Source organism: Streptomyces sp. NPDC051987, assembly GCF_040680735.1.
Taxonomy (GTDB): domain Bacteria; phylum Actinomycetota; class Actinomycetes; order Streptomycetales; family Streptomycetaceae; genus Streptomyces.
Genome location: NZ_JBFAXI010000085.1, coordinates 1 through 22,635 on the forward strand (window position 1 = coordinate 1; position 22,635 = coordinate 22,635).

The window sequence follows — 22,635 nt, forward strand, 5'->3', positions numbered from 1 at the left end:
AAAATCTTATACACGACCGGGGGCTTTGGGGGGGCGGCCCCCGACTATTGGCCCCCCGGGGCGGCCCCCCAACCCACCCCCCGCCCCACCCCTACGCGCGCGTGGCGTCGCTCTGCGTGGACCGTGCGGCCAAACAGACAGGCCGGTGCCCCTTACGTACAGGCCGGTCGCGGCTTACTCTGATCCCTGCTCGATAGTTACTCGCGAGTTAAACAACCAGCGCGAACCCCACCGTGAGTCAACCCCAGCCCCACTGAGCCAGCCGCACCGTCGCGGGCCCCGGAGGATGTCGTGACCGACACACAGACACTGATCGAGAACCGACCGCCGTCCGTGGCGGCCCTCTTCCTGGATCGCGTGGCGGCCACACCGGACGCCGAGGCCTACCGCTACCCGGTGCCCGCGGCCTCCGGCCAGGGCCCGGACGACTGGAAGTCGCTCAGCTGGGCGCAGGCCGCCGAGCGGGTCTACGCGATCGCCGCCGGTCTCATCGAGCTCGGCATCGAGCCCGAGCAGCGTGTCGCCCTCGCCTCCTCCACCCGCGTCGAGTGGATCCTCGCCGACCTCGGCATCCTGTGCGCCGGTGCGGCCACCACGACCGTCTACCCGCAGACCAACGCCGAGGAGTCGGCGTTCATCCTCTCCGACTCCGCGAGCCGCGTGCTGATCGCGGAGGACGCCGCACAGGTCGCCAAGGCCGTCGAGAAGCGTGCCGAACTGCCCGAGCTCACCCAGGTCGTCGTCATCGACCCGGCCGGCGTCGAGACCGGCGACTGGGTGATCACCCTCGCCGAACTGGAGCAGCGCGGCGCCAGGTACCTGGAGACCCACCCGGAGCTCATCAAGGAGCGGGTCGGGGCGATCACCAAGGACCAGCTCGCCACCCTCATCTACACCTCCGGCACCACCGGCCGCCCCAAGGGCGTCCGGCTGCCGCAGGACAACTGGTCGTACATGGCGAAGGCGATCGCCGCGACCGGGCTGATCAGCGGCGAGGACGTGCAGTACCTGTGGCTGCCGCTCGCCCACGTCTTCGGCAAGGTGCTCACCTCCGGGCAGATCGAGGTCGGTCACGTCACCGCCGTCGACGGCCGCGTCGACAAGATCATCGAAAATCTGCCGGTCGTGCAGCCGACGTACATGGCCGCCGTGCCGCGCATCTTCGAGAAGGTCTACAACGGCGTCGCCGCGAAGGCGCGCGCGGGCGGTGCCGCCAAGTACAAGATCTTCCAGTGGGCGGCGGACGTCGCCCGCGAGTACGCCAAGGTGACCCAGGACAACTTCCGGCGCACCGGCGCGGCGACCGCGCCCTTCGGGCTCGCCGCCAAGCACCAGGTCGCCGACGCCCTCGTGTACTCCAAGCTGCGGGAGGCCTTCGGCGGACGGCTGCGTGCCTGCGTCTCCGGGTCGGCGGCGCTGGCGCCCGAGATCGGCTACTTCTTCGCCGGCGCGGGCGTGCACATCCTGGAGGGCTACGGCCTCACCGAGTCCTCCGCCGCGTCCTTCGTGAACCCGGGCGAGGCCTACCGCACCGGTACGGTCGGCAAGCCGCTGCCCGGCTGCGAGGTCCGGATCGCCGACGACGGGGAGATCCTGCTCCGCGGCCCCGGCATCATGCAGGGCTATCACGGGCTCCCGGAGAAGACGGCGGAGGTCCTGGAGACCGACGGCTGGTTCCACACCGGGGACATCGGCGAGCTGTCCCCCGACGGCTATCTACGGATCACCGACCGCAAGAAGGACCTCATCAAAACCTCCGGCGGCAAGTACATCGCGCCCGCCGAGGTCGAGGGACAGTTCAAGGCGGTCTGCCCCTACGTCTCCAACATCCTCGTGCACGGCGCCGACCGGAACTTCTGCACCGCGCTGATCGCCCTCGACGAGGCCGCGATCCTGGAGTGGGCCAAGGAGAACGGCCTGGACGGCAAGTCCTACGCCGAGGTGGTCGCCGCGCCGGTGACCGTCGAGATGGTCGACGGGTACGTCCGGCAGCTCAACGAGGGGCTGCAGCGCTGGCAGACCATCAAGAAGTTCCGGCTGCTGCCAAGGGACCTCGACGTGGAGCACGGGGAGATCACGCCGAGTCTGAAGCTGAAGAGGCCGGTCGTGGAGCGGGAGTACAAGCACCTCATCGACGAGATGTACGCCGGGACGCGGGAGGCCTGAGGGGCCGTCACCGCGGAGCGGGGAGCGGGGAGCGGGGAGCGCAGGGGTGTGGAGGCCTTTCGCGCCCCCGCGCCTTCGCGCCCCTCACGCCCTCGCGTGGTACGGATGCCGGTCGACAAACCCCCGCGCCACGGCGCGGTGAGCGCCCGTCGCGGTTCGGATGCTCGGAGTTGTTGCGGTTTCTGTTCGTCTTCGAGCACGCGCGTAGCACTGTTCTCGCCCAAGGCGGCCCACTTCGGTAACTCGGCGCTTATGGACGCAGCCGGTCTGTCACTCTGTCGGCATCGATCGGGATGTATCCGCACTGCCCGGGGAGCTGGACATGGGGGCCATACCCACGCAACGGGAGACCGTCTCCCGAGTCCGTGAGGCGCCTGCGCACGACGCGGCGTCCGCGTACGACACCGTCGGCCCGCGCGCGCAGGGGCGCGCGTCCCTGCCCGGAAGCCCCCTCGCGCCCGGTTCCGCCCGCGCCCTGGTGCGTACCTCCTTCGAGGAGTGGGCCGCCTGCGGGCTCCTCCGCCCGGAACAGCAGCGGGTCGCCGAGGACGCCCTGGTCGTCGTCAGCGAGCTCGTCACCAACGCCGTCGTGCACGCCGGGACGGACGTCGAGGTGGACTGGTGGCTGGAGGAGCGGGACGAAGCGGCGTTCGTCGTCGAGGTCACCGACCGCCACCCCTCCCGCGCGCCCCGCGACCACCCGGGCGAGACGCCGTACGAGACGCCCGAGTTCGGGCGGGGGCTCAGGCTGGTCGCCTCGCTAGCGGAGTCCTGGGGGGTGACGTACCGCACCGGTGCGAAGTCGGTGTGGGCGCGGCTGACCGGCTCCGGCGGCACGCTCCCCGACGAGCAGCAGCTGAAGGTCGCCGAGATCCTCGCGCCCAAGCCGCCCACGCCCACCTCCACGTCCACGCCCACCTCCACGCCCATCTCCACGTCCACGTCCACGAACCCACGCGGAGGCTCGTCCCCGCACGGAGGCTCGTCCCCGCACGGAGGCCCGTCCCCGCACGCGACCCCCGCCGTCGCGGAGACCGTCGGCGCCTGCTCCCACCGCCCCGAACGCGACCGGGACTGGCTCGACCGGGGTGCGCTGACCTTCCTCGCCGAGGCCTCCGACCTGCTCGCAGGGCAGCTCGACGAGAACCTGGTGGCGGCGCTCACCGGCCAGCTGATCGTGCCGCGGCTGGCGGACTGGTGCGCGGTGTGGCTGGAGGACGAGGCCACCGGACGCGGCGGCGGCTGGGGCGACCCGGCCGGTGAGAACGGCCCGCGGCTGGCCCGGGTCTGGCACGGCAGTGAGACCCGCGTCGAGGAGCTGCGGCGCACCCTGGAGAAGGACCCGCCGTGCGCACGCGGCGGGTTACGGTCCGGGCCCGAGCCGTACCCCTGGCCCGGCGCGGCGCTCGGCCCGCAGGGCGCCCTCGGCTCGGCGCTCGCCTACCGGCTGATCGCGGGCGGCCGCCCGCTCGGCACGCTCGTCATCGGCCGGTCAGGACCCGACGGCATCCCCGACGAGATCATCGGCCTCGTGGAGGACTTCGGCCGCCGGGTCGCCCTCGCCATCGGCGCGGCCCGCCAGTACGCCCGCCAGGTCACCATCAGCGCCGTCCTCCAGCGCGGGCTGCTGCCCGGCGCGGTCGCGGAGATCCCGGGCGTGCGCAGCGCACTCGTCTACGAGCCCTGCGACAAGGGCGGCCCCAGCGGCGACTTCTACGACCTCTTCCCGGCGGGCGACGGCCGCTGGTGCTTCGCCGTCGGCGACGTCCAGGGCAAGGGTCCCGAGGCCGCCGTCGTCATCGGCCTGGCCCGGCCCTGGCTGCGGCTCCTGGCCCGCGAGGGGTACCGGGTCGCCGACGTCCTGGACCGGCTCAACCAGCTCCTCCTGGACGACGCCACCGAGGCCGCCGACGCCGCCGCCCGCGCCCTGGTTGCCGCCGGCGGCCGCCCCACGCCGCCCGGCGACGGCCCGCAGACGCGTTTCCTCTCGCTCCTGTACGGCGAGCTCACCCCCCTCGACGGGGGTGGCGTCCGCTGCACCCTCGCCTCCGCAGGGCATCCGCTGCCGCTGCTCCTCGGCCCCGACGGCGAGGTCTGTACCGCGGCCCGCCCGCAGACCCTGCTCGGGGTCGTGGAGGACGAGACGTACACCAGCGAGACCATCGAGCTCGCGCCCGGCGCCAGCCTGCTGTGCGTGACCGACGGGGTCACCGAGCGGCGCTCCGGCTCCGCTCAGTTCGACGACGGCGACGGGCTCGCGCGGGCGCTGGCCGGCTGCGCGGGGCTGAACGCCGAGCTGATCGCCGAACGGATCAGACGGCTCGTCCACGAGTTCGGCGGCGGGCAGCCGGAGGACGACCTGGCGCTGCTCGTCCTCCAGGCGGAGTGACCGACGCCGCAGGGCACAGCCGATACAGGGCAGCCGCAGGGCCCAGCCGGCACGCGACAGCCGCAGGGCCCAGCCGATACGGGACAGCCGCAGGGCCCAGCCGGCACGCGACAGCCGCAGGGCCCAGCCGATACGGGGCAGCCGTAGGAGGACAGCCGTGCGGACAGCCGCAGGGGGGGCAGCCCTGCGCACAGCCGTATCGGTGGCAGAGGGACAACCGTACGGACAGCCGTACGGGACAATGGAGGACATGCCTTCCGCACTCCCCGACGGCGAGCCGGTCCCCGACGACGGCGCGCTCCCCGCGTCCGCGCTCGCCGGTGCCGCCGCCCGCCCCCTCGGGTTCTACCTGCACGTCCCCTACTGCGCGACCCGCTGCGGGTACTGCGACTTCAACACCTACACGGCGACCGAGCTGCGCGGCACCGGCGGTGTCCTGGCCTCCCGCGACAACTACGCGGACACGGTGATCGACGAGGTCAGGCTGGCGCGGAAGGTCCTCGGCGACGACCCGCGCGAGGTGCGGACCGTGTTCGTCGGGGGCGGTACGCCGACGCTGCTGGCCGCCGGCGACCTGGTACGGATGCTGGGCGCGATCCGCGACGAGTTCGGGCTCGCGGCCGACGCGGAGGTCACGACCGAGGCGAACCCGGAGTCGGTCGACCCGGCCTACCTCGCGGCCCTGCGGGAGGGCGGCTTCAACCGGATCTCCTTCGGCATGCAGAGCGCGCGGCAGCACGTGCTGCGGGTCCTCGACCGCACCCACACCCCCGGGCGCCCCGAGGCGTGCGTCGCCGAGGCCCGCGCGGCCGGCTTCGAGCACGTGAACCTGGACCTGATCTACGGCACCCCGGGCGAGTCCGACGACGACTGGCGGGCCTCCCTGGACGCGGCGATCGGCGCCGGACCCGACCATGTGTCGGCGTACGCGCTGATCGTCGAGGAGGGCACCCAGCTGGCCCGGCGGATTCGCCGCGGCGAGGTCCCGATGACCGACGACGACGTCCACGCCGACCGTTACCTGATCGCCGACTCGGTGCTGGCCGGGGCGGGCTTCGACTGGTACGAGGTGTCCAACTGGGCCACCTCCGAGGCGGCCCGCTGCCTGCACAACGAGCTGTACTGGCGGGGCGCCGACTGGTGGGGTGCCGGGCCGGGGGCGCACGCGCACGTGGGCGGCGTGCGCTGGTGGAACGTCAAGCACCCGGGGGCGTACGCGGCGGCCCTGGCGGCCGGGCGGTCGCCGGGGGCCGGGCGGGAGGTCCTCTCGGACGAGGACCGGCGGGTGGAGCGGATCCTGCTGGAGCTGCGGCTGCGGGAGGGGGTGCCGCTGGGGCTGCTCAAGCAGGAGGGGCTTGAGGCGTCGCGCCGGGCGCTGTCGGACGGCCTGCTGGAGCAGGCGGCGTACGGCGAGGGGCGGGCCGTGCTGACGCTGCGCGGGCGGTTGCTGGCGGACGCGGTGGTGCGGGACCTGGTGGACTGAGGGCCCCGCGGCACGGCAGGCGTCAGGGCACGGTCACGTGGTCGATGAGACGCTCGACACATCCCAGCAGCTCCGGCTCCAGGTCCTTGTAGGAGCCCACGCGCGCGAGGATGGCCTGCCACACCGCGCCCGTGTTGTCCGCGGGCCAGCCCAGGGCCCGGCACACGCCGGTCTTCCAGTCCTGGCCGTGCGGGACGCGGGGCCAGGCGCCGATGCCCAGGGCGGACGGTTTCACCGCCTCCCAGATGTCGATGTACGGGTGGCCGACGACCAGGGCGTGGTCGCTGGTGACCGACTGGGCGATGCGCCACTCCTTCGTGCCGGGCAGCAGGTGGTCGACCAGGACACCGAGGCGGGCGTCAGGGCCGGGCGCGAACTCGGCCACGATGGCGGGCAGGTCGTCGACGCCCTCCAGGTACTCCACCACCACGCCCTCGATGCGCAGGTCGTCGCCCCAGACCTTCTCGACCAGTTCCGCGTCGTGGCGGCCCTCGACGTAGATGCGGCCCGCGCGGGCGACGCGCGCGCGGGCCCCGGGGACGGCGACCGAGCCGGAGGCGGTACGGGAGGGGCGTGCCGGTCCCCCGGACGCGGGGCGTACGAGGGTGACGACCCGGCCCTCCAGCAGGAAGCCGCGCGGCTCCAGCGGGAAGACGCGGTGCTTGCCGAAGCGGTCCTCCAGGGTGACCGTGCCCGCCTCGCAGCGGATCACCGCGCCGCAGAAACCGGTACCGGGCTCCTCCACCACCAGGCCGGGCTCGGCGGCCACCTCGGGCACCGGCTTCGGCTTCTTCCACGGCGGTGTCAGGTCGGCGGAGTACTGGCGCATTCGGATGACGATAGGAGAAGCCCGGCCGGTGCGCCTACGACACGCCGAAGCGGGCCGCCAGGGCGTCGCGCTGGGCCCGCACGAACGCCGCGTCGACCACCGCTCCGTGACCGGGCACGTACAGGGCGTGCGGGCCGCCGAGGCGGAGCAGGCGGTCCAGGGCCGCGGGCCACCGGGACGGCACGGCGTCGGGGCCGGCCTGCGGGTCGCCGGACTCCTCCACCAGGTCGCCGCAGAACACCACCTCCGGGTCACCGGGGACCAGGACGGCGAGGTCGTGGGCGGTGTGGCCGGGACCGACGTTGGCGAGCAGGGCCTGCCGGCCGTCGCCCAGGTCGAGGGTCCACTCGCCGGAGACCAGGTGGCGCGGCAGGGGAAGGGCGTCGGCCGCCTCCTCGGCCTCCGGGGACGGCAGGCCGTTGCGGACCGCGTCCCGGCGCAGTTCCTCGCGGTCGTGGGCGAGGACGGCCTCCGTGCCCACCGCCGCGTACAGGTCCGCGCCCGCGAAGGCGGCCGCCCCGAAGACGTGGTCGAAGTGCGGATGGGTGAGCGCGAGATGGGTCACACGGCGGCCGGCCAGCGCCTGCGCCTCCACGCGCAACCGTGCGCCCTCCGCCAGGCTCGACCCGGCGTCCACCATCAGGGCGGTACTCGCGCCCAGCACCAGCCCCGCCGTACAGTCCCAGCCCGGCAGCCGGCACCGGCCGACCCCGTCGGCCACCCGCTCCCAGCCCAGCTCTTCCCAAGTCACCGTCATGCCGCGACGCTAGCCGTAGGACGCCGGGGGTCCCGACCGACCTTGCCCAGTCAGTACCCCACGGCCGTACACTGGGCCGGGGACGCTGGCACTCGAACTCGCAGAGTGCCAGACGAAAGACCCGAAGGACCCGAACGACCCGAAGGGCCCGTAGGCCCCGAAAGGCCGCGGGACGACTTGCTGGAGGTGTGGCGCCGGATGCTGAGTGAACGCAGGCTTCAGGTCTTGCGCGCCATCGTCCAGGACTACGTCGGCACCGAGGAGCCGGTCGGGTCGAAGGCGCTGACCGAACGCCACAATCTCGGGGTCTCCCCGGCGACCGTCCGCAACGACATGGCCGCCCTGGAGGACGAGGGGTACATCGCCCAGCCGCACACCAGCGCCGGGCGGATCCCCACGGACAAGGGCTACCGGCTGTTCGTCGACAAGCTGGCCGGCGTCAAACCGATGAGCGCGCCCGAGCGGCGGGCCATCCAGAACTTCCTCGACGGCGCCGTCGACCTCGACGACGTCGTGGCGCGGACCGTGCGGCTGCTGGCGCAGCTGACCCGGCAGGTGGCGGTCGTGCAGTACCCGTCGCTGACGCGGTCGACCGTGCGGCACGTGGAACTGCTGGCGATGGCTCCGGCCCGGCTGATGCTGGTGCTGATCACCGACACCGGACGGGTCGAGCAGCGGATGGTCGACTGCCCGGCGCCCTTCGGGGAGACGTCTCTGGCGGACCTGCGGGCCCGGCTGAACAGCAGGGTCGCGGGCCGCCGGTTCTCGGACGTGCCCCGGCTGGTGGAGGACCTGCCGGACGCCTTCGAGGTCGAGGACCGGGGCGCGGTCTCGGCGGTGCTCTCCACCCTGCTGGAGACGCTCGTCGAGGAGAACGAGGAGCGGCTGATGATCGGCGGCACCGCCAATCTCACCCGCTTCGGGCATGACTTTCCCCTCACCATCCGGCCCGTCCTGGAGGCCCTTGAGGAGCACGTCGTCCTCCTCAAGCTCATGGGCGAGGCGGGGGATTCGGGCATGACCGTACGCATCGGTCACGAGAACGCCTACGAGGGACTCAACTCCACGTCCGTGGTGTCGGTCGGCTACGGTTCGGGCGGCGAGGCAGTCGCCAAACTCGGCGTGGTCGGACCGACCCGCATGGATTACCCGGGAACGATGGGAGCGGTACGAGCGGTGGCACGGTACGTCGGACAGATCCTGGCGGAGTCGTAAGTGGCCACGGACTACTACGCCGTTCTCGGCGTGCGCCGCGACGCGTCGCAGGAAGAGATCAAGAAGGCCTTCCGGCGGCTCGCGCGCGAGCTGCACCCGGACGTCAATCCGGATCCGAAGACCCAGGAGCGGTTCAAGGAGATCAACGCCGCCTACGAGGTGCTCTCCGACCCGCAGAAGAAGCAGGTCTACGACCTCGGCGGCGATCCGCTCTCGCAGAGCGGCGGCGCGGGCGCCGGGGGTTTCGGGGCCGGCGGGTTCGGCAACTTCTCGGACATCATGGACGCGTTCTTCGGTACGGCGTCCCAGCGCGGGCCGAGGTCGCGTACGCGGCGCGGCCAGGACGCGATGATCCGGATCGAGGTCGAGCTCGACGAGGCGGCCTTCGGCACGACCAAGGACATCCAGGTCGACACGGCGATCGTCTGCAACACCTGCAACGGTGAGGGCGCGGCGCCGGGCACCTCCGCCCAGACGTGTGACATGTGCCGGGGCCGTGGTGAGGTCTCGCAGGTGACGCGGTCCTTCCTCGGGCAGGTCATGACCTCCCGGCCCTGCCCGCAGTGCCAGGGGTTCGGGACCGTCGTGCCGACGCCGTGCCCCGAGTGCGCCGGTGACGGGCGGGTCCGGTCGCGGCGGACGCTGACCGTGAAGATCCCGGCCGGTGTCGACAACGGCACGCGCATCCAGCTCGCCGGCGAGGGCGAGGTCGGGCCGGGCGGCGGTCCCGCCGGTGACCTGTACGTCGAGATCCACGAGCTGCCGCACTCCACGTTCCAGCGGCGCGGGGACGACCTGCACTGCACGGTGACGATCCCGATGACGGCGGCGTCGCTCGGCACGAAGGTGCCGCTGGAGACGCTGGACGGGCTGGAGGAGGTCGACATCCGGCCCGGCACCCAGTCCGGGCAGTCGATTCCGCTGCACGGGCGCGGGGTGACGCACCTGCGGGGCGGGGGCCGGGGCGACCTGGTCGTGCACGTCGAGGTGACGACGCCGACGAAGCTGGACCCCGAGCAGGAGCGGTTGCTGAGGGAGCTGGCGAAGCTGCGCGGGGAGGAGCGGCCGCAGGGGCAGTTCCAGCCCGGTCAGCAAGGACTGTTCAGCCGGCTGAAGGACGCGTTCAACGGGCGCTGAGCCGGGGCCGTCGGCGGCGTGCCGTGAAGGGGCTCCGCCCCTTCGACCCCGCCAGGGGGCTCCGCCCCCTGGACCCCGGGACCGTCACCCACCCACCACCCGACGCGGTTCGTCAAAAGGCGCCGTCGGCTCCCCGGGTCGGTCGGTCGAGTGGCGCCGTCGGCTCTCCGACGCGGTCGGTCGAGGGGCGCCGTAGCCCCCCGCGGCTCGGTCGGTCGGGGGGCCATGTCGGGTGTCCGGTCGGGGAGATTTCTGGCATGTGCCAATGGGGCGGTCCGATTCGGTCTTGTTCGGAGGACGTGACAACATGCCGTCATGTCCTCCGCACTGACCGATCTCTTCCCCATTCCGATCGTGCAGGCCCCCATGGCGGGCGGGATCTCCGTCCCGCAGCTCGCCGCCGCCGTGTCCGAGGCGGGCGGGCTGGGGTTCCTCGCCGCCGGGTACAAGACCGCCGACGGGATGTACCAGGAGATCAAGCAGTTGCGCGGGCTGACCGGGCGTCCCTTCGGCGTGAACCTCTTCATGCCGCAGCCGGAGTACGCCGAGTCCGGCGCCGTGGAGGTCTACGCGCATCAGCTCGCCGGTGAGGCCGCCTGGTACGAGACCGAGCTGGGCGACCCGGACAGCGGCCGGGACGACGGGTACGAGGCCAAGCTGGCCGTGCTGCTGGACAACCCGGTGGCGGCGGCCTCGTTCCACTTCGGGGTGCCGGTGCCGGAGGTGCTGGACTCCCTGCGGCGGGCCGGTACGGTCACTCTGGTCACCGCCACCACCGTCGAGGAGGCCCTCGCCGTCGAGCGGGCCGGGGCCGACGCGGTGATCGCGCAGGGCGTGGAGGCCGGCGGCCACCAGGGCACCCACCGGGACGTGCCGGAGAACGACGGGTCCGGGATCGGGCTGCTGTCGCTGGTCGCCCAGGTACGGGAGGCCGTGCGGATCCCCGTGGTCGCGGCCGGCGGGCTCATGCGCGGCAGCCAGATCGCCGCCGTCCTCGCGGCCGGGGCGAGCGCCGCGCAGCTGGGCACGGCCTTCCTGGCCACCCCGGAGTCCGGCGCCGCAGCCCTCTACAAGCAGGCGCTCACCGACCCGCTGTTCACCCGGACCGCGCTGACCCGGGCGTTCTCCGGGCGGCCCGCCCGCGGCCTGGTCAACCGGTTCATGCGCGAGCACGGCCCCTACGCGCCCGCCGCCTACCCGGAGGTCCACCACCTCACCGCGCCGCTGCGCAAGGCCGCCGCCGGCACCGGGGACGCGCAGGGCATGGCCCTGTGGGCAGGGCAGGGGCACCGGATGGCCCGCGAGCTGGCCGCCGGGCAGCTGGTGGAGGTCCTCGCCGAGGAGCTCGCCGCGGCGTCGACAGCGTTGTCCGTCAAGGGCGAGGGAGCAGGACGATGACCGCCCCGGTGTTCGTGCTCGATCCGCTGCCCGTGCCGGGCGTCCCGGGCGGCGAGATCGTCCTCGACGGACCCGAGGGACGGCACGCGGTCTCGGTGAAGCGGCTCCAGCCCGGCGAGGAGGTCATCCTCACCGACGGCCGCGGGCGCTGGGTCGAGGGCGTCGTACGGGCCGCCGAGGGCAAGGACCGGCTGGTGGTCGCGGAGCTGGGGAGCGTCCGTGCGGAGCCGGAGCCGCGGCCCCGGATCACCGTCGTGCAGGCGCTGCCCAAGGGGGACCGCGGTGAGGTCGCCGTGGAGACCATGACCGAGGTCGGCGTCGACGTGATCGTGCCGTGGCAGGCCGCCCGCTGCATCACCCAGTGGAGGGGCGAGCGGGGCCTGAAGTCCCTGGCCAAGTGGCGCGCCACCGCCCGCGAGGCCGGCAAGCAGTCCCGCCGGGTGCGGTTCCCGGAGGTGGGCGACGCGGTGAGCACGAAACAGGTCGCGGCGCTGCTCGCCGGAGCCGGGCTCGCCGCCGTGCTGCACTCCGACTTCACGCACGGCAGCGAGCCGCTCGCCGCCGCCCCGCTGCCCACCGAGGGCGAGATCGTGCTGGTCGTCGGGCCCGAAGGGGGCATCGCCCGGGACGAGGTGGCGCTGTTCGAGGAGGCGGGTGCGAAGGCGTACACGCTGGGGCCTACCGTGATGCGCACATCGACCGCCGGGACGGCGGCCGCGGCGCTGCTGCTCGGGCGCACCGGCCGGTGGTCCTGAACCGCGCAGCTCTGGGGGGCACGCCGTGGAACTCGCCCAAGTCCGGCTCCTGGTCACCGACTTCGCCGCCTGCTACCGCTTCTACGCCGAGGTGCTCGGGCTGAAGCCGCAGTCGGGGGCGAGCGAGGGGCCGTACGAGAAGTTCAGCCCGCACGCCGGGTCGGCGGGGATCGCGTTGCAGGACCGCGCGATGATGGCCGCGGTCCTGGGCGAACTGGGGGAGGCGGCGACCGGGCACCGTTCGCTGGTGGTGCTGCGCGTCGACGACCTCGACGCCTACTGCGAACAGATCGTCGCGCGGGGGGCGGTCCTGGTGCACGGACCGGCGCCGATGACGGAACGCATGCGGGTCGCCCACCTCAGGGATCCCGAGGGGAACCTGGTGGAACTGCAGGAGTGGCTGCTGCTGCGCACCTGACGGGTGACGGCCTAGAACACGTGAGTGGCCGTATGTCCCCTACCGCCACCGGCGGGACGGTGGCAGGCTGCCCTCCATGGGGGCATTGAGGCTGATTTGGGGCCGGCCGCGCGGGACCAGGGCGGCGGTCGTGGCAGGGCTCGCGGTGCTCGCCGTGGGCGGTCTGGCGGCCTGCCGGCCCGGCGACCTGAACACCGCGACGGTCGCCTACACCACCGACCAGACCGCCACCGCCGAGCTGAAACGCCAGCATGTCGACGTCAGTTGGCTCACCTGCACCGGCAACTACGGCTCGTCAGGCTCGTCCGGCTCGTCCCGCTCGTCCGCGAAGACGCCCTCGGCGTCCGAGACCACCGTCGTCTCCGTCGACTGCAAGGGCAGAACCAAGGACGGGCGGGCCATCACCGTCACCGGCCGGGTCACGAAGGCGGTCAGCGGGGCCTGCGTGCGCGGGAACCTCGTCGCGACCGTCGGCGGCAAGGAGTGGTTCCGGGTGACCGGACTCGGCGACTGCGACGCCACGCCCGGACCGGTGCACAGCACCTACCGGCCGCCCACCTACGGGCGGCAGCCGGGCCCCACCGTGACCGTCACCAAGACCGTCTGGTGCCAGGGCGACCCCAAGTGCTGGCCGGTGCAGGGCAAGTGATCGAAATCGGCCACCGGGAAGACGTCACGGTGCATAGGCTGGGCGAGTGACTCAGGGTGCAGCGACAGGACCGCGGTCCTACCTCCGGTTTCCGCACGTCCACGGCGATCTGGTCGCCTTCACCGCCGAGGACGACGTGTGGCTCGCGCCGCTGGACGGCGGCCGGGCCTGGCGGGTCAGCGCCGACAACGTCCCCGTGACGCTGCCGCGCATCTCGCCCGACGGGACCACGGTCGCCTGGACCTCCACCCGCGACGGCGCCCCCGAGATCCACCTGGCCCCCGTCGACGGCGGCCCGTCCACCCGGCTGACGCACTGGGGGAGTTCCCGTACCCAGGTGCGCGGCTGGACCGCCGACGGGCAGGTCCTCGCGATCACCACGCACGGCCAGGCCAGTCTGCGGCGCAGTTGGGCGCACACCGTCCCGGTCGACGGCGGCCCGTCCGCCGTCCTGCCGTACGGCCCGGTCGGCCATGTCGCCCTCGGCCCGCACACCGTGCTGCTGTCCGCGCCGATGGGCCGGGAGGCGGCCTGGTGGAAGCGGTACCGGGGCGGCACGGCGGGCAAGCTGTGGATCGACCGGGAGGGCGCGGGCGAATTCGTCCGGCTCCACGCGGAGCTGGACGGGAACCTGGAGTGCCCCGTGTGGGCGGGCGACCGGATCGCCTTCCTCTCCGACCACGAGGGCACGGGCGCGCTGTACTCCTCCCTCGCCGACGGCTCCGACCTGCGCCGGCACACCCCGCTCGACGGCTTCTACGCCCGGCACGCCTCCGGCGACGGCACCCGGGTCGTCTACGCCTCGGCCGGTGAACTCTGGCTCCTGGACGACCTGGACGGCGCCGAGCCGCGCCGCCTGGACGTCCGGCTCGGCGGTTCCCGCGTGGACCGGCAGCCGTACCCGGTCAACGCGGCCCGCTGGTTCTCCCACGCCTCGCCCGACCACACCGCGCGCGGCAGCGCCGTCCTGGTGCGCGGCGGCGTGCACTGGGTGACCCACCGGTCGGGTCCGGCGCGTGCGCTCGTCGCCCAGCCGGGGGTGCGGGCCCGGCTGCCCGTCACCTTCCGGGTGGACGCGGAGGAGTGGGTGGTGTGGGTGACGGACGCCGAGGGCGACGACGCCCTGGAGTTCGCCCCCGCGACCGGGCTCGTCCCCGGCGCCACCCCGCGCCGGATCGCCGCCGGACAGCTGGGCCGGGTCCTGGACCTCGCGGTCGCCCCCGACGGCGGCCGGGTCGCCGTCGCCGCCCACGACGGCCGCCTCCTCCTCGTCGAACGGGAGACCGGCGAGGTCCGCGAGGTCGATCGCAGTGAGGACGGCGACGTCTCCGGACTGGCCTTCTCGCCCGACTCCGGCTGGCTCGCCTGGTCCCACCCCGGCGCCGGCGGGCTCTGCCAGCTCCGCATCGCGCACACCACCGACCTCACCGTCACCGAGGCGACCCCGCTGCGGTTCCGGGACTACGACCCCGCCTTCACCCGCGACGGCAAACACCTCGCGTTCCTCTCCACCCGCTCCTTCGACCCGGTCTACGACGAGCACGTCTTCGACCTGGCCTTCGTGGTCGGCGACCGCCCGCACCTGATCACCCTGGCGGCCACCACCCCCTCGCCGTTCGGCCCGCAGCGGCACGGCCGCCCCTTCGAGACCCCCGACAAGGACGAGACCCCGGACGCCGAGGGCACCCCCGCCACCCGCGTCGACCTGGAGGGCCTGGCCGACCGGATCGTGCCCTTCCCGGTCGAGGCCGGCCGCTACTCCACGCTGCGCGCCGCCAAGGACGGGGTGCTCTGGCTGCGCCACCCGGTGCGCGGCGTGCTCGGCGCCTCCCGCGCCCACCCCGAGGACCCGGCGCCCAAGACCGAGCTGGAGCGCTACGACCTCGCCCAGCAGCGCATCGAGTACCTCGCCTCCGACGCCGACCACTTCGAGGTCAGCGGCGACGGCAAACGCGTCCTGCTCTGGGCCGACGGCAAGCTCAAGGTCGTACCCAGCGACCGCCGCGCCTCGAACGACGACGACAGCGACACCAACATCACCGTCGACCTGTCCCGGGTCCGGCAGACCGTCGACCCGGCCGCCGAGTGGCGGCAGATGTTCGACGAGACCGGGCGCATCATGCGCGACCAGTTCTGGCGGCCCGACCTCGGCGGCGTCGACTGGGACGGCGTCCTCGACCGCTACCGCCCGCTCGTCGACCGCTGCGCCACCCACGACGACCTCGTCGACCTGCTCTGGGAGGTCCAGGGCGAACTCGGCACCTCGCACGCCTACGTCACCCCGCGCGGCGGCCACGGCAACGGCGCCCGGCAGGGCCTGCTCGGCGCCGACATCTCCCGGCACGCCGACGGCAGCTGGCGCATCGACCGGATCCTGCCCGCCGAGACCTCCGACCCCGGCGCCCGCTCCCCGCTCGCCGCACCCGGCGCCGCGGTACGCCCCGGCGACGCGATCGTGGCCGTCGCCGGCCGCCCCGTCGACCCGGTGACCGGCCCCGGCCCGCTGCTCGTCGGCACGGCCGGCAAGGCCGTCGAGCTGACCGTGTCCCCGGCGGGCGGCGGGGAGCTGCGGCACCCGGTCGTCGTCCCGGTCGCCGACGAGGAACCGCTGCGCTACCACGCGTGGGTGGCCGACCGCCGGGCCCACGTCCACGAGCTGTCCGGCGGCCGCCTCGGCTACCTCCACGTCCCCGACATGCAGGCGCCCGGCTGGGCCCAGATCCACCGCGACCTGAACGTGGAGATGGCCCGCGAGGGCATCGTCGTGGACGTCCGCGAGAACCGCGGCGGGCACACCTCCCAACTGGTCGTGGAGAAGCTGGCCCGGCGGATCGTCGGCTGGGACCTGCCGCGCGGCATGCGCCCGCAGAGCTACCCGCGGGACGCGCCCCGCGGACCGGTCGTGGTCGTCGCCAACGAGTTCTCCGGCTCGGACGGCGACATCGTCAACGCGGCGATCAAGGCACTCGGCATCGGCCCGGTGATCGGCACCCGCACCTGGGGCGGCGTGATCGGCATCGACAGCCGCTACCGCCTGGTCGACGGCACGCTGGTCACCCAGCCGAAGTACGCGTTCTGGCTGGAGGGTTACGGCTGGGACGTGGAGAACCACGGGGTCGACCCCGACGTGGAGGTCGTCCAGACCCCGCAGGACTGGGCCGCGGGCCGCGACCCCCAGCTGGACGAGGCGGTACGGACAGCCCTGGCGGCACTGGACACGACCCCCGCCAAGACCCCGCCGACGCTGCCCATGTGAGAAAGGCCGCCCGGTCCCACCCGAAAGCCCGCAGGACCGCCCCGACATCCGGCAACCGCGCCCGCCCAAGCGGCGCGGGGCCGTGCCGACATGCGGCAACCGCGCCCGACCAAGGGCCGCGGGGCCGTGCCGACATGCGGCAACCGCGCCCGACCAAGCGGCGCGGGACCGTGCCGACATGCGGCAACCGCGCCCGACCAAGCGGCGCGGGACCGTGCCGACATGCGGCAACCGCGCCCGACCAAGCGGCGCGGGGAACTGCGCGACCAGCCCCCGCGAACTCGCACCCGACGACGATACGATGCCCCCGAAGCTGATCACCGGTGAGGAGAAGACATGGCAGGGGAACCCCAGGAAGACTGCCTGTTCTGCAAGATCGTCGCAGGCCACGTCCCCGCGACGATCGTCCGGGAGACGGACACCACCGTCGCCTTCCGGGACATCAACCCCCAGGCACCCACCCACGTCCTGGTGATCCCCAAGGTCCACTACCGCAACGCGGCCGAGCTCGCCGCAGGCGAACCCGCCGTCGCCGCCGACATACTGCGGGAGGCCCAGGCCGTCGCCGACGAGGACAAGCTGGAGAGCTACCGCATCGTCTTCAACACCGGCAGCGGCGCCGGCCAGACCGTCTGGCACACCCACGCCCACGTCCTCGGCGGCCGCGGCCTGCAGTGGCCGCCCGGATGACCCGCCGTGTCCGTACGTGAACTGGTGGTCCTCGGCACCGCCAGCCAGGTGCCCACCCGGCACCGCAACCACAACGGCTACCTGCTGCGCTGGGACGGCGAGGGCATCCTCTTCGATCCCGGCGAGGGCACCCAGCGGCAGATGCTGCGCGCCGGCGTCGCCGCCCACGACCTGAACCGGATCTGCGTCACCCACTTCCACGGCGACCACTCCCTCGGCCTCGCCGGGGTCATCCAGCGCATCAACCTCGACCGGGTCCCGCACCCGGTCACCGCCCACTACCCGCGCTCGGGGCAGCGCTTCTTCGACCGGCTCCGCTACGCCACCGCCTACCGCGAGACCGTCGGCGTCACCGAGGCCCCGGTCGACGCGGACGGCGACCTCGCGGTCACCCGGTCGTACCGGCTCCAGGCCCGCCGGCTCTCCCACCCCGTCGAGTCCTACGGCTACCGGCTCACCGAGTCCGACGGCCTGCGCATGCTGCCCGACCGGCTCGCCGCGCTCGGCATCACCGGCCCCGACGTCGGCCGGCTCCAGCGTGAGGGCGTCCTCGGGGACGTCACGATCGACCAGGTCAGCGAGGTGCGCCGCGGCCAGCGGTTCGCGTTCGTCATGGACACCCGGCTCTGCGACGGCGTGCACGCCCTCGCCGAGGGCTGCGACCTGCTCGTCATCGAGTCGACCTTCCTCGACGAGGATGCCGCACTCGCCGCGGAACACGGCCACCTGACGGCCGGACAGGCGGCCGCCGTCGCCCGCGACGCGGGCGTCCGGCACCTGGTCCTGACCCACTTCAGCCAGCGCTACGCCGATCCCGACGAGTTCGGACGGCAGGCGCGGGCCGCCGGCTACGACGGCGAGCTGACCGTCGCCCACGACCTGCTCCGAGTGCCGGTCCCGAAGCGCAGGTGAAGCGGCCTTTACGATGCTCTGATGCCCCTCCCGAAAGCAGAACTGCACCTCCACATCGAAGGCACCCTGGAGCCCGAGCTGGCGTTCATGCTGGCCGCGCGCAACGGCGTCGAGCTGCCCTGGGCCGACACCGAGGCGCTGCGCAAGGCGTACCAGTTCGAGGACCTGCAGTCCTTCCTGAACCTGTACTACGAGCTGATGGCCGTCCTGCGCACCGAGCAGGACTTCGACGACCTCGCCGACGCGTACCTCTCGCGGGCCGCCGCGCAGGGCGTGCGGCACGCGGAGATCTTCTTCGACCCGCAGGCGCACCTCGCGCGGGGGGTGTCCATGGGCACGGTCGTGGAGGGCCTGTGGCAGGCGCTCGGCCGGAGCGTCGAGAGCCACGGCATCTCCACCCGCCTCATCATGTGCTTCCTGCGTGACCAGTCCGCCGAGTCGGCGATGGCCACACTGGAGGCGGCCGAGCCGTACCTGGACCGGATCACCGGGGTCGGGCTGGACTCGGCCGAGGTCGGGCACCCGCCGGTCAAGTTCCGCGAGGTGTACGAGGCCGCGGCGGCGCTCGGGCTGCGCCGGGTGGCCCATGCCGGCGAGGAGGGCCCGCCCGAGTACATCACCGAGGCACTGGACGTGCTCGGTGTCGAGCGGGTGGACCACGGGCTGCGCTGCATGGAGGACCCCGAGCTGGTCGCCCGTCTGGTGCGGGAACGGGTCCCGCTGACGCTGTGCCCGCTGTCCAACGTCCGGCTGCGCGCGGTCGACACGCTCACCGAGCACCCGCTTCCGGCCATGATCGACGCCGGGCTGCTGTGCACGGTCAACTCCGACGACCCGGCCTACTTCGGCGGTTACGTCGCCGACAACTACCACGCCGTGCGCGACGCGCTGGGCCTGTCCCGGGAACGGATGCGGGAGCTGGCCCGCAACTCCTTCCTCGCGTCGTTCCTGGACGACGACGAGGAACTGCGGGCGCGGTACCTCGCGGAGGTGGACGCCTACGAGTTCGGCGGCCCCCACGGCTGAGCGCACGCCTCATTCAAGGCGCCGCGCACTGAGGTCTGCCCGTCTGCTGTCTGCCGTCTGCGGCGCCGTCCTGGCTGGCCGCGCCCACGCGGCCAGGCCGCACACCGATACCGCCCCGCTCCCCTTCGGGGTGCTGTCCGGGGCGCCGGTGGTCAGGCCGCCACGTCCAGCCGTACCGCCGTCTCCCCGGTGAGCGCCGGGCCGGCCGTGACGGCGGTGGTCCTGCGCCGCAGCGCCACCGCCGTCAGCGGCACCGCGACCGCGAGCAGGCCCACCGCGAGGACCGTGCCCATCGCCGGGAAACCGGCCCGCGCGGCCAGCAGGCTGCCGGTCATCGGGCCGACGGCCGTGCCCAGCGACGACGCCGACCCCACCAGCACCGCCCAGCGGCCCCGCGGGTCGAGGGCGGCGGCGAGCCCGATGACGTACGACAGGACGACCGGGTAGAGCAGGTTCCAGGCGATCTCGCCGGTCGCGAAGGACGCGAGGTCGGTGGCGGACGCGCTGAGCGCGATGCAGCCCGCGATCAGCACGGTGCCCAGGCCGATCGGCAGGGCCCGGCCGAGACGCTGGCCGAGGGCGCCCGCGCCGACGACGCCGAGCAGACCGGTGCCGAGCGCCGCCGCGAACACCGCGCCGACGGTCGCCTCGCCGAGGTGCGCCTGGGTCAGGCCGATCCGGCCGCTGACCCCCCACAGCGAGTTCTGCGCGGCCGACCAGCACGGCATCGCGGCGGCGAGCAGCAGGCCCGAGCGCAGGTGCGGGAGGCGGGGACCGGCGGCGGTGCGCTTCAGGGCCGGCGCGGTACGGGCGGACAGGCGGGCGGTGAGCGGCCAGACCGCGAGCGCCGTGAGCGCGATCGCGGCGAGGGGCTGCGCGTGGCCGGGGCCGAGGTGCGGGACGGACAGGTAGACGGCCGCCGCGAGGGCGGAGACGCCGAGCAGACCGAAGGTGGTGGTGCGGTGCGGGTCCGCCTGTGCGGCGATGCCGGTGGCGGCGACCGCGGTGATCGTGCCGGAGCCGAATCCGCCGATCGCCGTGCCGGCGACGACCGCGGGGACGGCGGTGGTCAGGGCCGCGCCGCCGTAGCCGAGGATCGCGAGCAGGAGGCCGAGACGGGCGAGGGTGCGGGGGCCGACGCGGTCGACCCGGGCGGCGAGCAGGAAGCCGGCCGTCGCCGAACTCAGCAGCAGGACACTGCCGACGGCGCCTGCCTCGGTGGCGGTGAGGGGGAGTCCCGATTCGAGCCTGCCGACGGTGGTCGGCAGGAGGTAGGGGGCCAGGTACCCGGCCGTGAAGAGGGCGACGAGGGGCCAGGGGGTGGTGCGGGGGGCGGACACGGGCGGTTCCCAGGGCATGCGGAAGAGGGGGGTGGAAGGCGCCGGGAATTTGTATCAAGGGGCAGTGAGCGGCAGAAGGGCGGGGGGTGTGATGTGGGGCACGATCCGGTTTCGCGGGTGGAGAGGGGGGTAGACGCGCTGCGCGCGATGCGGCTGGAGAGAAACAGCTGGGCAGCGCCCCGCAAGGGGCGCGGGGAACTGCGCGGCCGGCCCCCACCGGCCCGCGGCCGGCAACGCAGCGGCTGGCCCCTCACCTGCCCGGCCGGCCCCTCACCGGCCCGCGGCCGGCCACGGAGGCGGTCGCGCCGGCTCAGCGCCAGCTGACCGTGCCGCCCGCTGTCGCCGACTCGATGCGGGTGCGGGTCTCCCGCATCACCGCCACGATCTCGGCCTCGTGCCGCGGCGTGAGGCGGGCCACCGGTACCGAGCAGCTGATCGCGTCCTGGGGCGGAGCGTCGTAGCGGAGCGCGAAGCCGAAACCGGCGATGCCGAGGACGCTCTCCTCGCGGTCGGTCGAGTAACCGCGCGCGCGGATCCCGGCGAGGTCGGCGGCGAGGGCGTCCCGGGTGGTGTGGGTGTGCGGGGTCAGGGCCCGGTAGGGGCCCTCGGGCAGGCCGGCGTCCGGGCGCTCCGCCAGCAGGGCCTTGCCCAGGGCGCCCGCGTGGGCCGGGAGCCTGCGGCCGACCCTGCTGATGGTGCGCAGGTACTCGTGGGACTCCCGGGTCGCCAGGTAGGCCACGTCCGGGCCGTCAAGGCGGGCCAGGTGGATCGTCTCGCCGAGCGCCTCCGAGGCCTCGTCCAGATAGGGGCGCACGAGGCGGACGCGCGGGTCGGAGTCCAGGTAGCTGGTGCCGGTCAGCAGGGTGCGGATGCCGATGCCGTAGAGGGAGCCGGTGGTGTCGGTGCGGACCCAGCCGCGGGTGATCAGCGTCTGGAGCAGGGCGTACATGGAGCTGCGCGGGACGCCGAGCTCGTCCGCCAGTTCCTGGAGACGGGCCGGCCGGTCGCCGCGGGCGGCGAGCAGCTCCAGCAGCTCCACGGTGCGCGCCGCGGACTTCACCTCGCGGACTCCTGCTGTCTCGGACATGCGCAGATCGTAAGGGGGGCGGGGCCACGCGTGCCGTTGACGGGGATGTGTTCGCATATCTAGTCTTGGTCTCCATACGTAGATGGCGTCTACAGGAGGAGATGGGCAGGGTGGCCGGAGAGCCGGAGCGGGTGGTGCGCAGGCTGCGGGACGGCATGGCGGGCGGGGTGCTGTCGTTCCCGCTCACCTCGTTCCACGCCGACGGGTCCCTCGACGTCGACGGGTTCCGCGCCTACCTGGCCGGGCAGCTCGCCACCGGGCCCGGCGCCCTCTTCCCGGCCTGCGGTACCGGGGAGTTCTTCTCGCTCGACGAGGACGAGTACCGGCAGGTGGTGACGGCGGCGGTCGAGGAGGCGGGCGGACGGGTGCCCGTGGTCGCCGGGGTCGGGTACGGCTGGGCGCAGGCCGTCCGGTTCGCGCGCATCGCGGAGGAGGCCGGGGCGGACGCCCTGCTCGTGCTGCCGCACTACCTCGTCGGCGCCCCGCAGGACGGACTGGTCGCCCAGGTCGAGGCGATCGCGGGCCGGACCGGCCTGCCGCTCGTCGTCTACCAGCGCGGCCAGGTCGCGTACACCGCCGCGTCGCTGGCCCGGATCGCCCGGATCCCCGGCGTCATCGGACTCAAGGACGGACACAGCGACCTCGACCGGCTGCAGCGGCTCACCCTCGCCGCCCCCGACGGCTTCCTCTTCTTCAACGGCGCCGCCACCGCCGAGATCCAGGCCCGCGCCTACGCCGCCGTCGGCGTCCCCGCCTACTCCTCCGCCGTGCACGCCTTCGCCCCCGAGATCGCCGACGCCTTCTTCGCCGCCCTGCGCGGCGGCGACCAGGGCACGGTCGACAAGCTGCTGCGCGGTTTCTACGTGCCGTTCGTCGAACTGCGGGACCGGGTGCCCGGGTACGCGGTGTCGCTGGTGAAGGCCGCGGCCCGGCTGCGCGGCCGGCCGGTGGGCCCCGTGCGGGCCCCGCTCACCGACCCGTCCGCCGCCGACCTGGCCGATCTCGGCGCGCTGCTCACCGCCGGCCTCGACCTCGTCCAAGCGGCGCCCTGAACCTCCCGGGAAGCTCGTTCGGGCGGTCGTAGGGCGCGAGCGGCCGCCCACCCCCTGGCATGGTGCAGACTGGCCG

At 73.7% G+C, this 22,635-nt stretch carries 18 protein-coding genes; 14 read left to right on the forward strand and 4 right to left on the reverse strand.

All coding sequences use genetic code 11. From position 1 onward, the window contains the following. Positions 1-291 precede the first annotated feature (291 nt). From AB0M11_RS32265 to hemW, 3 genes are all read left to right on the forward strand, one after another. On the forward strand, positions 292-2,166 hold the full coding sequence (locus tag AB0M11_RS32265; protein ID WP_365711668.1) for an AMP-dependent synthetase/ligase: 1,875 nt from the start codon (positions 292-294) through the stop codon (positions 2,164-2,166). Between the two features lie 322 nt (positions 2,167-2,488). Continuing rightward, a complete protein-coding gene (locus tag AB0M11_RS32270; RefSeq protein ID WP_365711669.1) occupies positions 2,489-4,555 on the forward strand; it encodes a SpoIIE family protein phosphatase in 2,067 nt (688 codons plus the stop codon). 250 nt (positions 4,556-4,805) lie between these two features. Next, positions 4,806-6,038 (forward strand): radical SAM family heme chaperone HemW, encoded by a 1,233-nt coding sequence (hemW, locus tag AB0M11_RS32275; RefSeq protein ID WP_365711670.1) that lies wholly within the window; start codon positions 4,806-4,808, stop codon positions 6,036-6,038. Positions 6,039-6,060: 22 nt separating this feature from the next. On the opposite strand, the gene AB0M11_RS32280 is transcribed toward hemW, so the two are convergent. Together AB0M11_RS32280 and AB0M11_RS32285 are read right to left on the reverse strand one after the other, a co-directional pair. Further along, positions 6,061-6,867, reverse strand: coding sequence for a DUF3097 domain-containing protein (locus tag AB0M11_RS32280; RefSeq protein ID WP_365711671.1), 807 nt, complete (start codon positions 6,865-6,867; stop codon positions 6,061-6,063). 34 nt (positions 6,868-6,901) lie between these two features. After that, positions 6,902-7,624, reverse strand: coding sequence for an MBL fold metallo-hydrolase (locus AB0M11_RS32285; protein WP_365711672.1), 723 nt, complete (start codon positions 7,622-7,624; stop codon positions 6,902-6,904). Positions 7,625-7,822: 198 nt separating this feature from the next. Between AB0M11_RS32285 and hrcA the strand changes: the two genes are divergently transcribed. From hrcA to AB0M11_RS32335, 10 genes are all read left to right on the forward strand, one after another. Continuing rightward, positions 7,823-8,839 (forward strand): heat-inducible transcriptional repressor HrcA, encoded by a 1,017-nt coding sequence (gene hrcA, locus AB0M11_RS32290; RefSeq protein WP_365711673.1) that lies wholly within the window; start codon positions 7,823-7,825, stop codon positions 8,837-8,839. Then, complete coding sequence (gene dnaJ / locus AB0M11_RS32295) at positions 8,840-9,976, forward strand: molecular chaperone DnaJ (protein WP_365711674.1); 1,137 nt, start codon at positions 8,840-8,842, stop codon at positions 9,974-9,976. 315 nt (positions 9,977-10,291) lie between these two features. Next, positions 10,292-11,374, forward strand: a complete 1,083-nt coding sequence (locus AB0M11_RS32300) for a nitronate monooxygenase (RefSeq protein ID WP_365711675.1) — start codon at positions 10,292-10,294, stop codon at positions 11,372-11,374. Then, positions 11,371-12,129 carry a 16S rRNA (uracil(1498)-N(3))-methyltransferase gene (locus AB0M11_RS32305; RefSeq protein ID WP_365711676.1) on the forward strand — a complete coding sequence of 253 codons (759 nt, stop codon included), beginning with the start codon at positions 11,371-11,373 and terminating at the stop codon, positions 12,127-12,129. Before AB0M11_RS32300 ends, AB0M11_RS32305 begins: the two co-directional genes overlap by 4 nt. A gap of 25 nt (positions 12,130-12,154) precedes the next feature. Continuing rightward, complete coding sequence (locus tag AB0M11_RS32310) at positions 12,155-12,547, forward strand: VOC family protein (protein ID WP_365711677.1); 393 nt, start codon at positions 12,155-12,157, stop codon at positions 12,545-12,547. Positions 12,548-12,623: 76 nt separating this feature from the next. Further along, positions 12,624-13,196, forward strand: coding sequence for a hypothetical protein (locus AB0M11_RS32315; RefSeq protein WP_365711678.1), 573 nt, complete (start codon positions 12,624-12,626; stop codon positions 13,194-13,196). Positions 13,197-13,242: 46 nt separating this feature from the next. Next, positions 13,243-16,452, forward strand: a complete 3,210-nt coding sequence (locus AB0M11_RS32320; protein ID WP_365711679.1) for a S41 family peptidase — start codon at positions 13,243-13,245, stop codon at positions 16,450-16,452. Between the two features lie 336 nt (positions 16,453-16,788). After that, positions 16,789-17,142, forward strand: coding sequence for a histidine triad nucleotide-binding protein (locus AB0M11_RS32325; protein ID WP_365711680.1), 354 nt, complete (start codon positions 16,789-16,791; stop codon positions 17,140-17,142). Positions 17,143-17,148: 6 nt separating this feature from the next. Further along, positions 17,149-18,054, forward strand: a complete 906-nt coding sequence (locus tag AB0M11_RS32330; RefSeq protein WP_365711681.1) for a ribonuclease Z — start codon at positions 17,149-17,151, stop codon at positions 18,052-18,054. A 21-nt stretch (positions 18,055-18,075) separates the two neighbouring features. After that, entirely contained in the window at positions 18,076-19,080 is a 1,005-nt protein-coding gene (locus AB0M11_RS32335; RefSeq protein ID WP_365711682.1) for an adenosine deaminase, read from the forward strand. 152 nt (positions 19,081-19,232) lie between these two features. On the opposite strand, the gene AB0M11_RS32340 is transcribed toward AB0M11_RS32335, so the two are convergent. Then, on the reverse strand, positions 19,233-20,420 hold the full coding sequence (locus AB0M11_RS32340; protein ID WP_365711683.1) for an MFS transporter: 1,188 nt from the start codon (positions 20,418-20,420) through the stop codon (positions 19,233-19,235). A gap of 310 nt (positions 20,421-20,730) precedes the next feature. After that, positions 20,731-21,507, reverse strand: a complete 777-nt coding sequence (locus AB0M11_RS32345; RefSeq protein ID WP_365711684.1) for an IclR family transcriptional regulator — start codon at positions 21,505-21,507, stop codon at positions 20,731-20,733. A gap of 101 nt (positions 21,508-21,608) precedes the next feature. On the opposite strand from AB0M11_RS32345, the gene AB0M11_RS32350 reads away from it, so the two are divergent. Continuing rightward, positions 21,609-22,559: a 5-dehydro-4-deoxyglucarate dehydratase gene (locus tag AB0M11_RS32350; RefSeq protein WP_365711685.1), complete on the forward strand. Its 951-nt coding sequence runs from the start codon at positions 21,609-21,611 to the stop codon at positions 22,557-22,559. Positions 22,560-22,635: the final 76 nt, after the last annotated feature.

Coding starts and splice junctions, on each gene's coding strand:
- AB0M11_RS32270 (WP_365711669.1), top strand. CDS start 2,489: ATGGGGGCCATACCCACGCAACGGGAGACCGTCTCCCGAGTCCGTGAG.
- hemW (WP_365711670.1), top strand. CDS start 4,806: ATGCCTTCCGCACTCCCCGACGGCGAGCCGGTCCCCGACGACGGCGCG.
- AB0M11_RS32280 (WP_365711671.1), bottom strand. CDS start 6,867: ATGCGCCAGTACTCCGCCGACCTGACACCGCCGTGGAAGAAGCCGAAG.
- AB0M11_RS32285 (WP_365711672.1), bottom strand. CDS start 7,624: ATGACGGTGACTTGGGAAGAGCTGGGCTGGGAGCGGGTGGCCGACGGG.
- hrcA (WP_365711673.1), top strand. CDS start 7,823: ATGCTGAGTGAACGCAGGCTTCAGGTCTTGCGCGCCATCGTCCAGGAC.
- AB0M11_RS32300 (WP_365711675.1), top strand. CDS start 10,292: ATGTCCTCCGCACTGACCGATCTCTTCCCCATTCCGATCGTGCAGGCC.
- AB0M11_RS32305 (WP_365711676.1), top strand. CDS start 11,371: ATGACCGCCCCGGTGTTCGTGCTCGATCCGCTGCCCGTGCCGGGCGTC.
- AB0M11_RS32315 (WP_365711678.1), top strand. CDS start 12,624: ATGGGGGCATTGAGGCTGATTTGGGGCCGGCCGCGCGGGACCAGGGCG.
- AB0M11_RS32325 (WP_365711680.1), top strand. CDS start 16,789: ATGGCAGGGGAACCCCAGGAAGACTGCCTGTTCTGCAAGATCGTCGCA.
- AB0M11_RS32335 (WP_365711682.1), top strand. CDS start 18,076: ATGCCCCTCCCGAAAGCAGAACTGCACCTCCACATCGAAGGCACCCTG.
- AB0M11_RS32345 (WP_365711684.1), bottom strand. CDS start 21,507: ATGTCCGAGACAGCAGGAGTCCGCGAGGTGAAGTCCGCGGCGCGCACC.
- AB0M11_RS32350 (WP_365711685.1), top strand. CDS start 21,609: ATGGGCAGGGTGGCCGGAGAGCCGGAGCGGGTGGTGCGCAGGCTGCGG.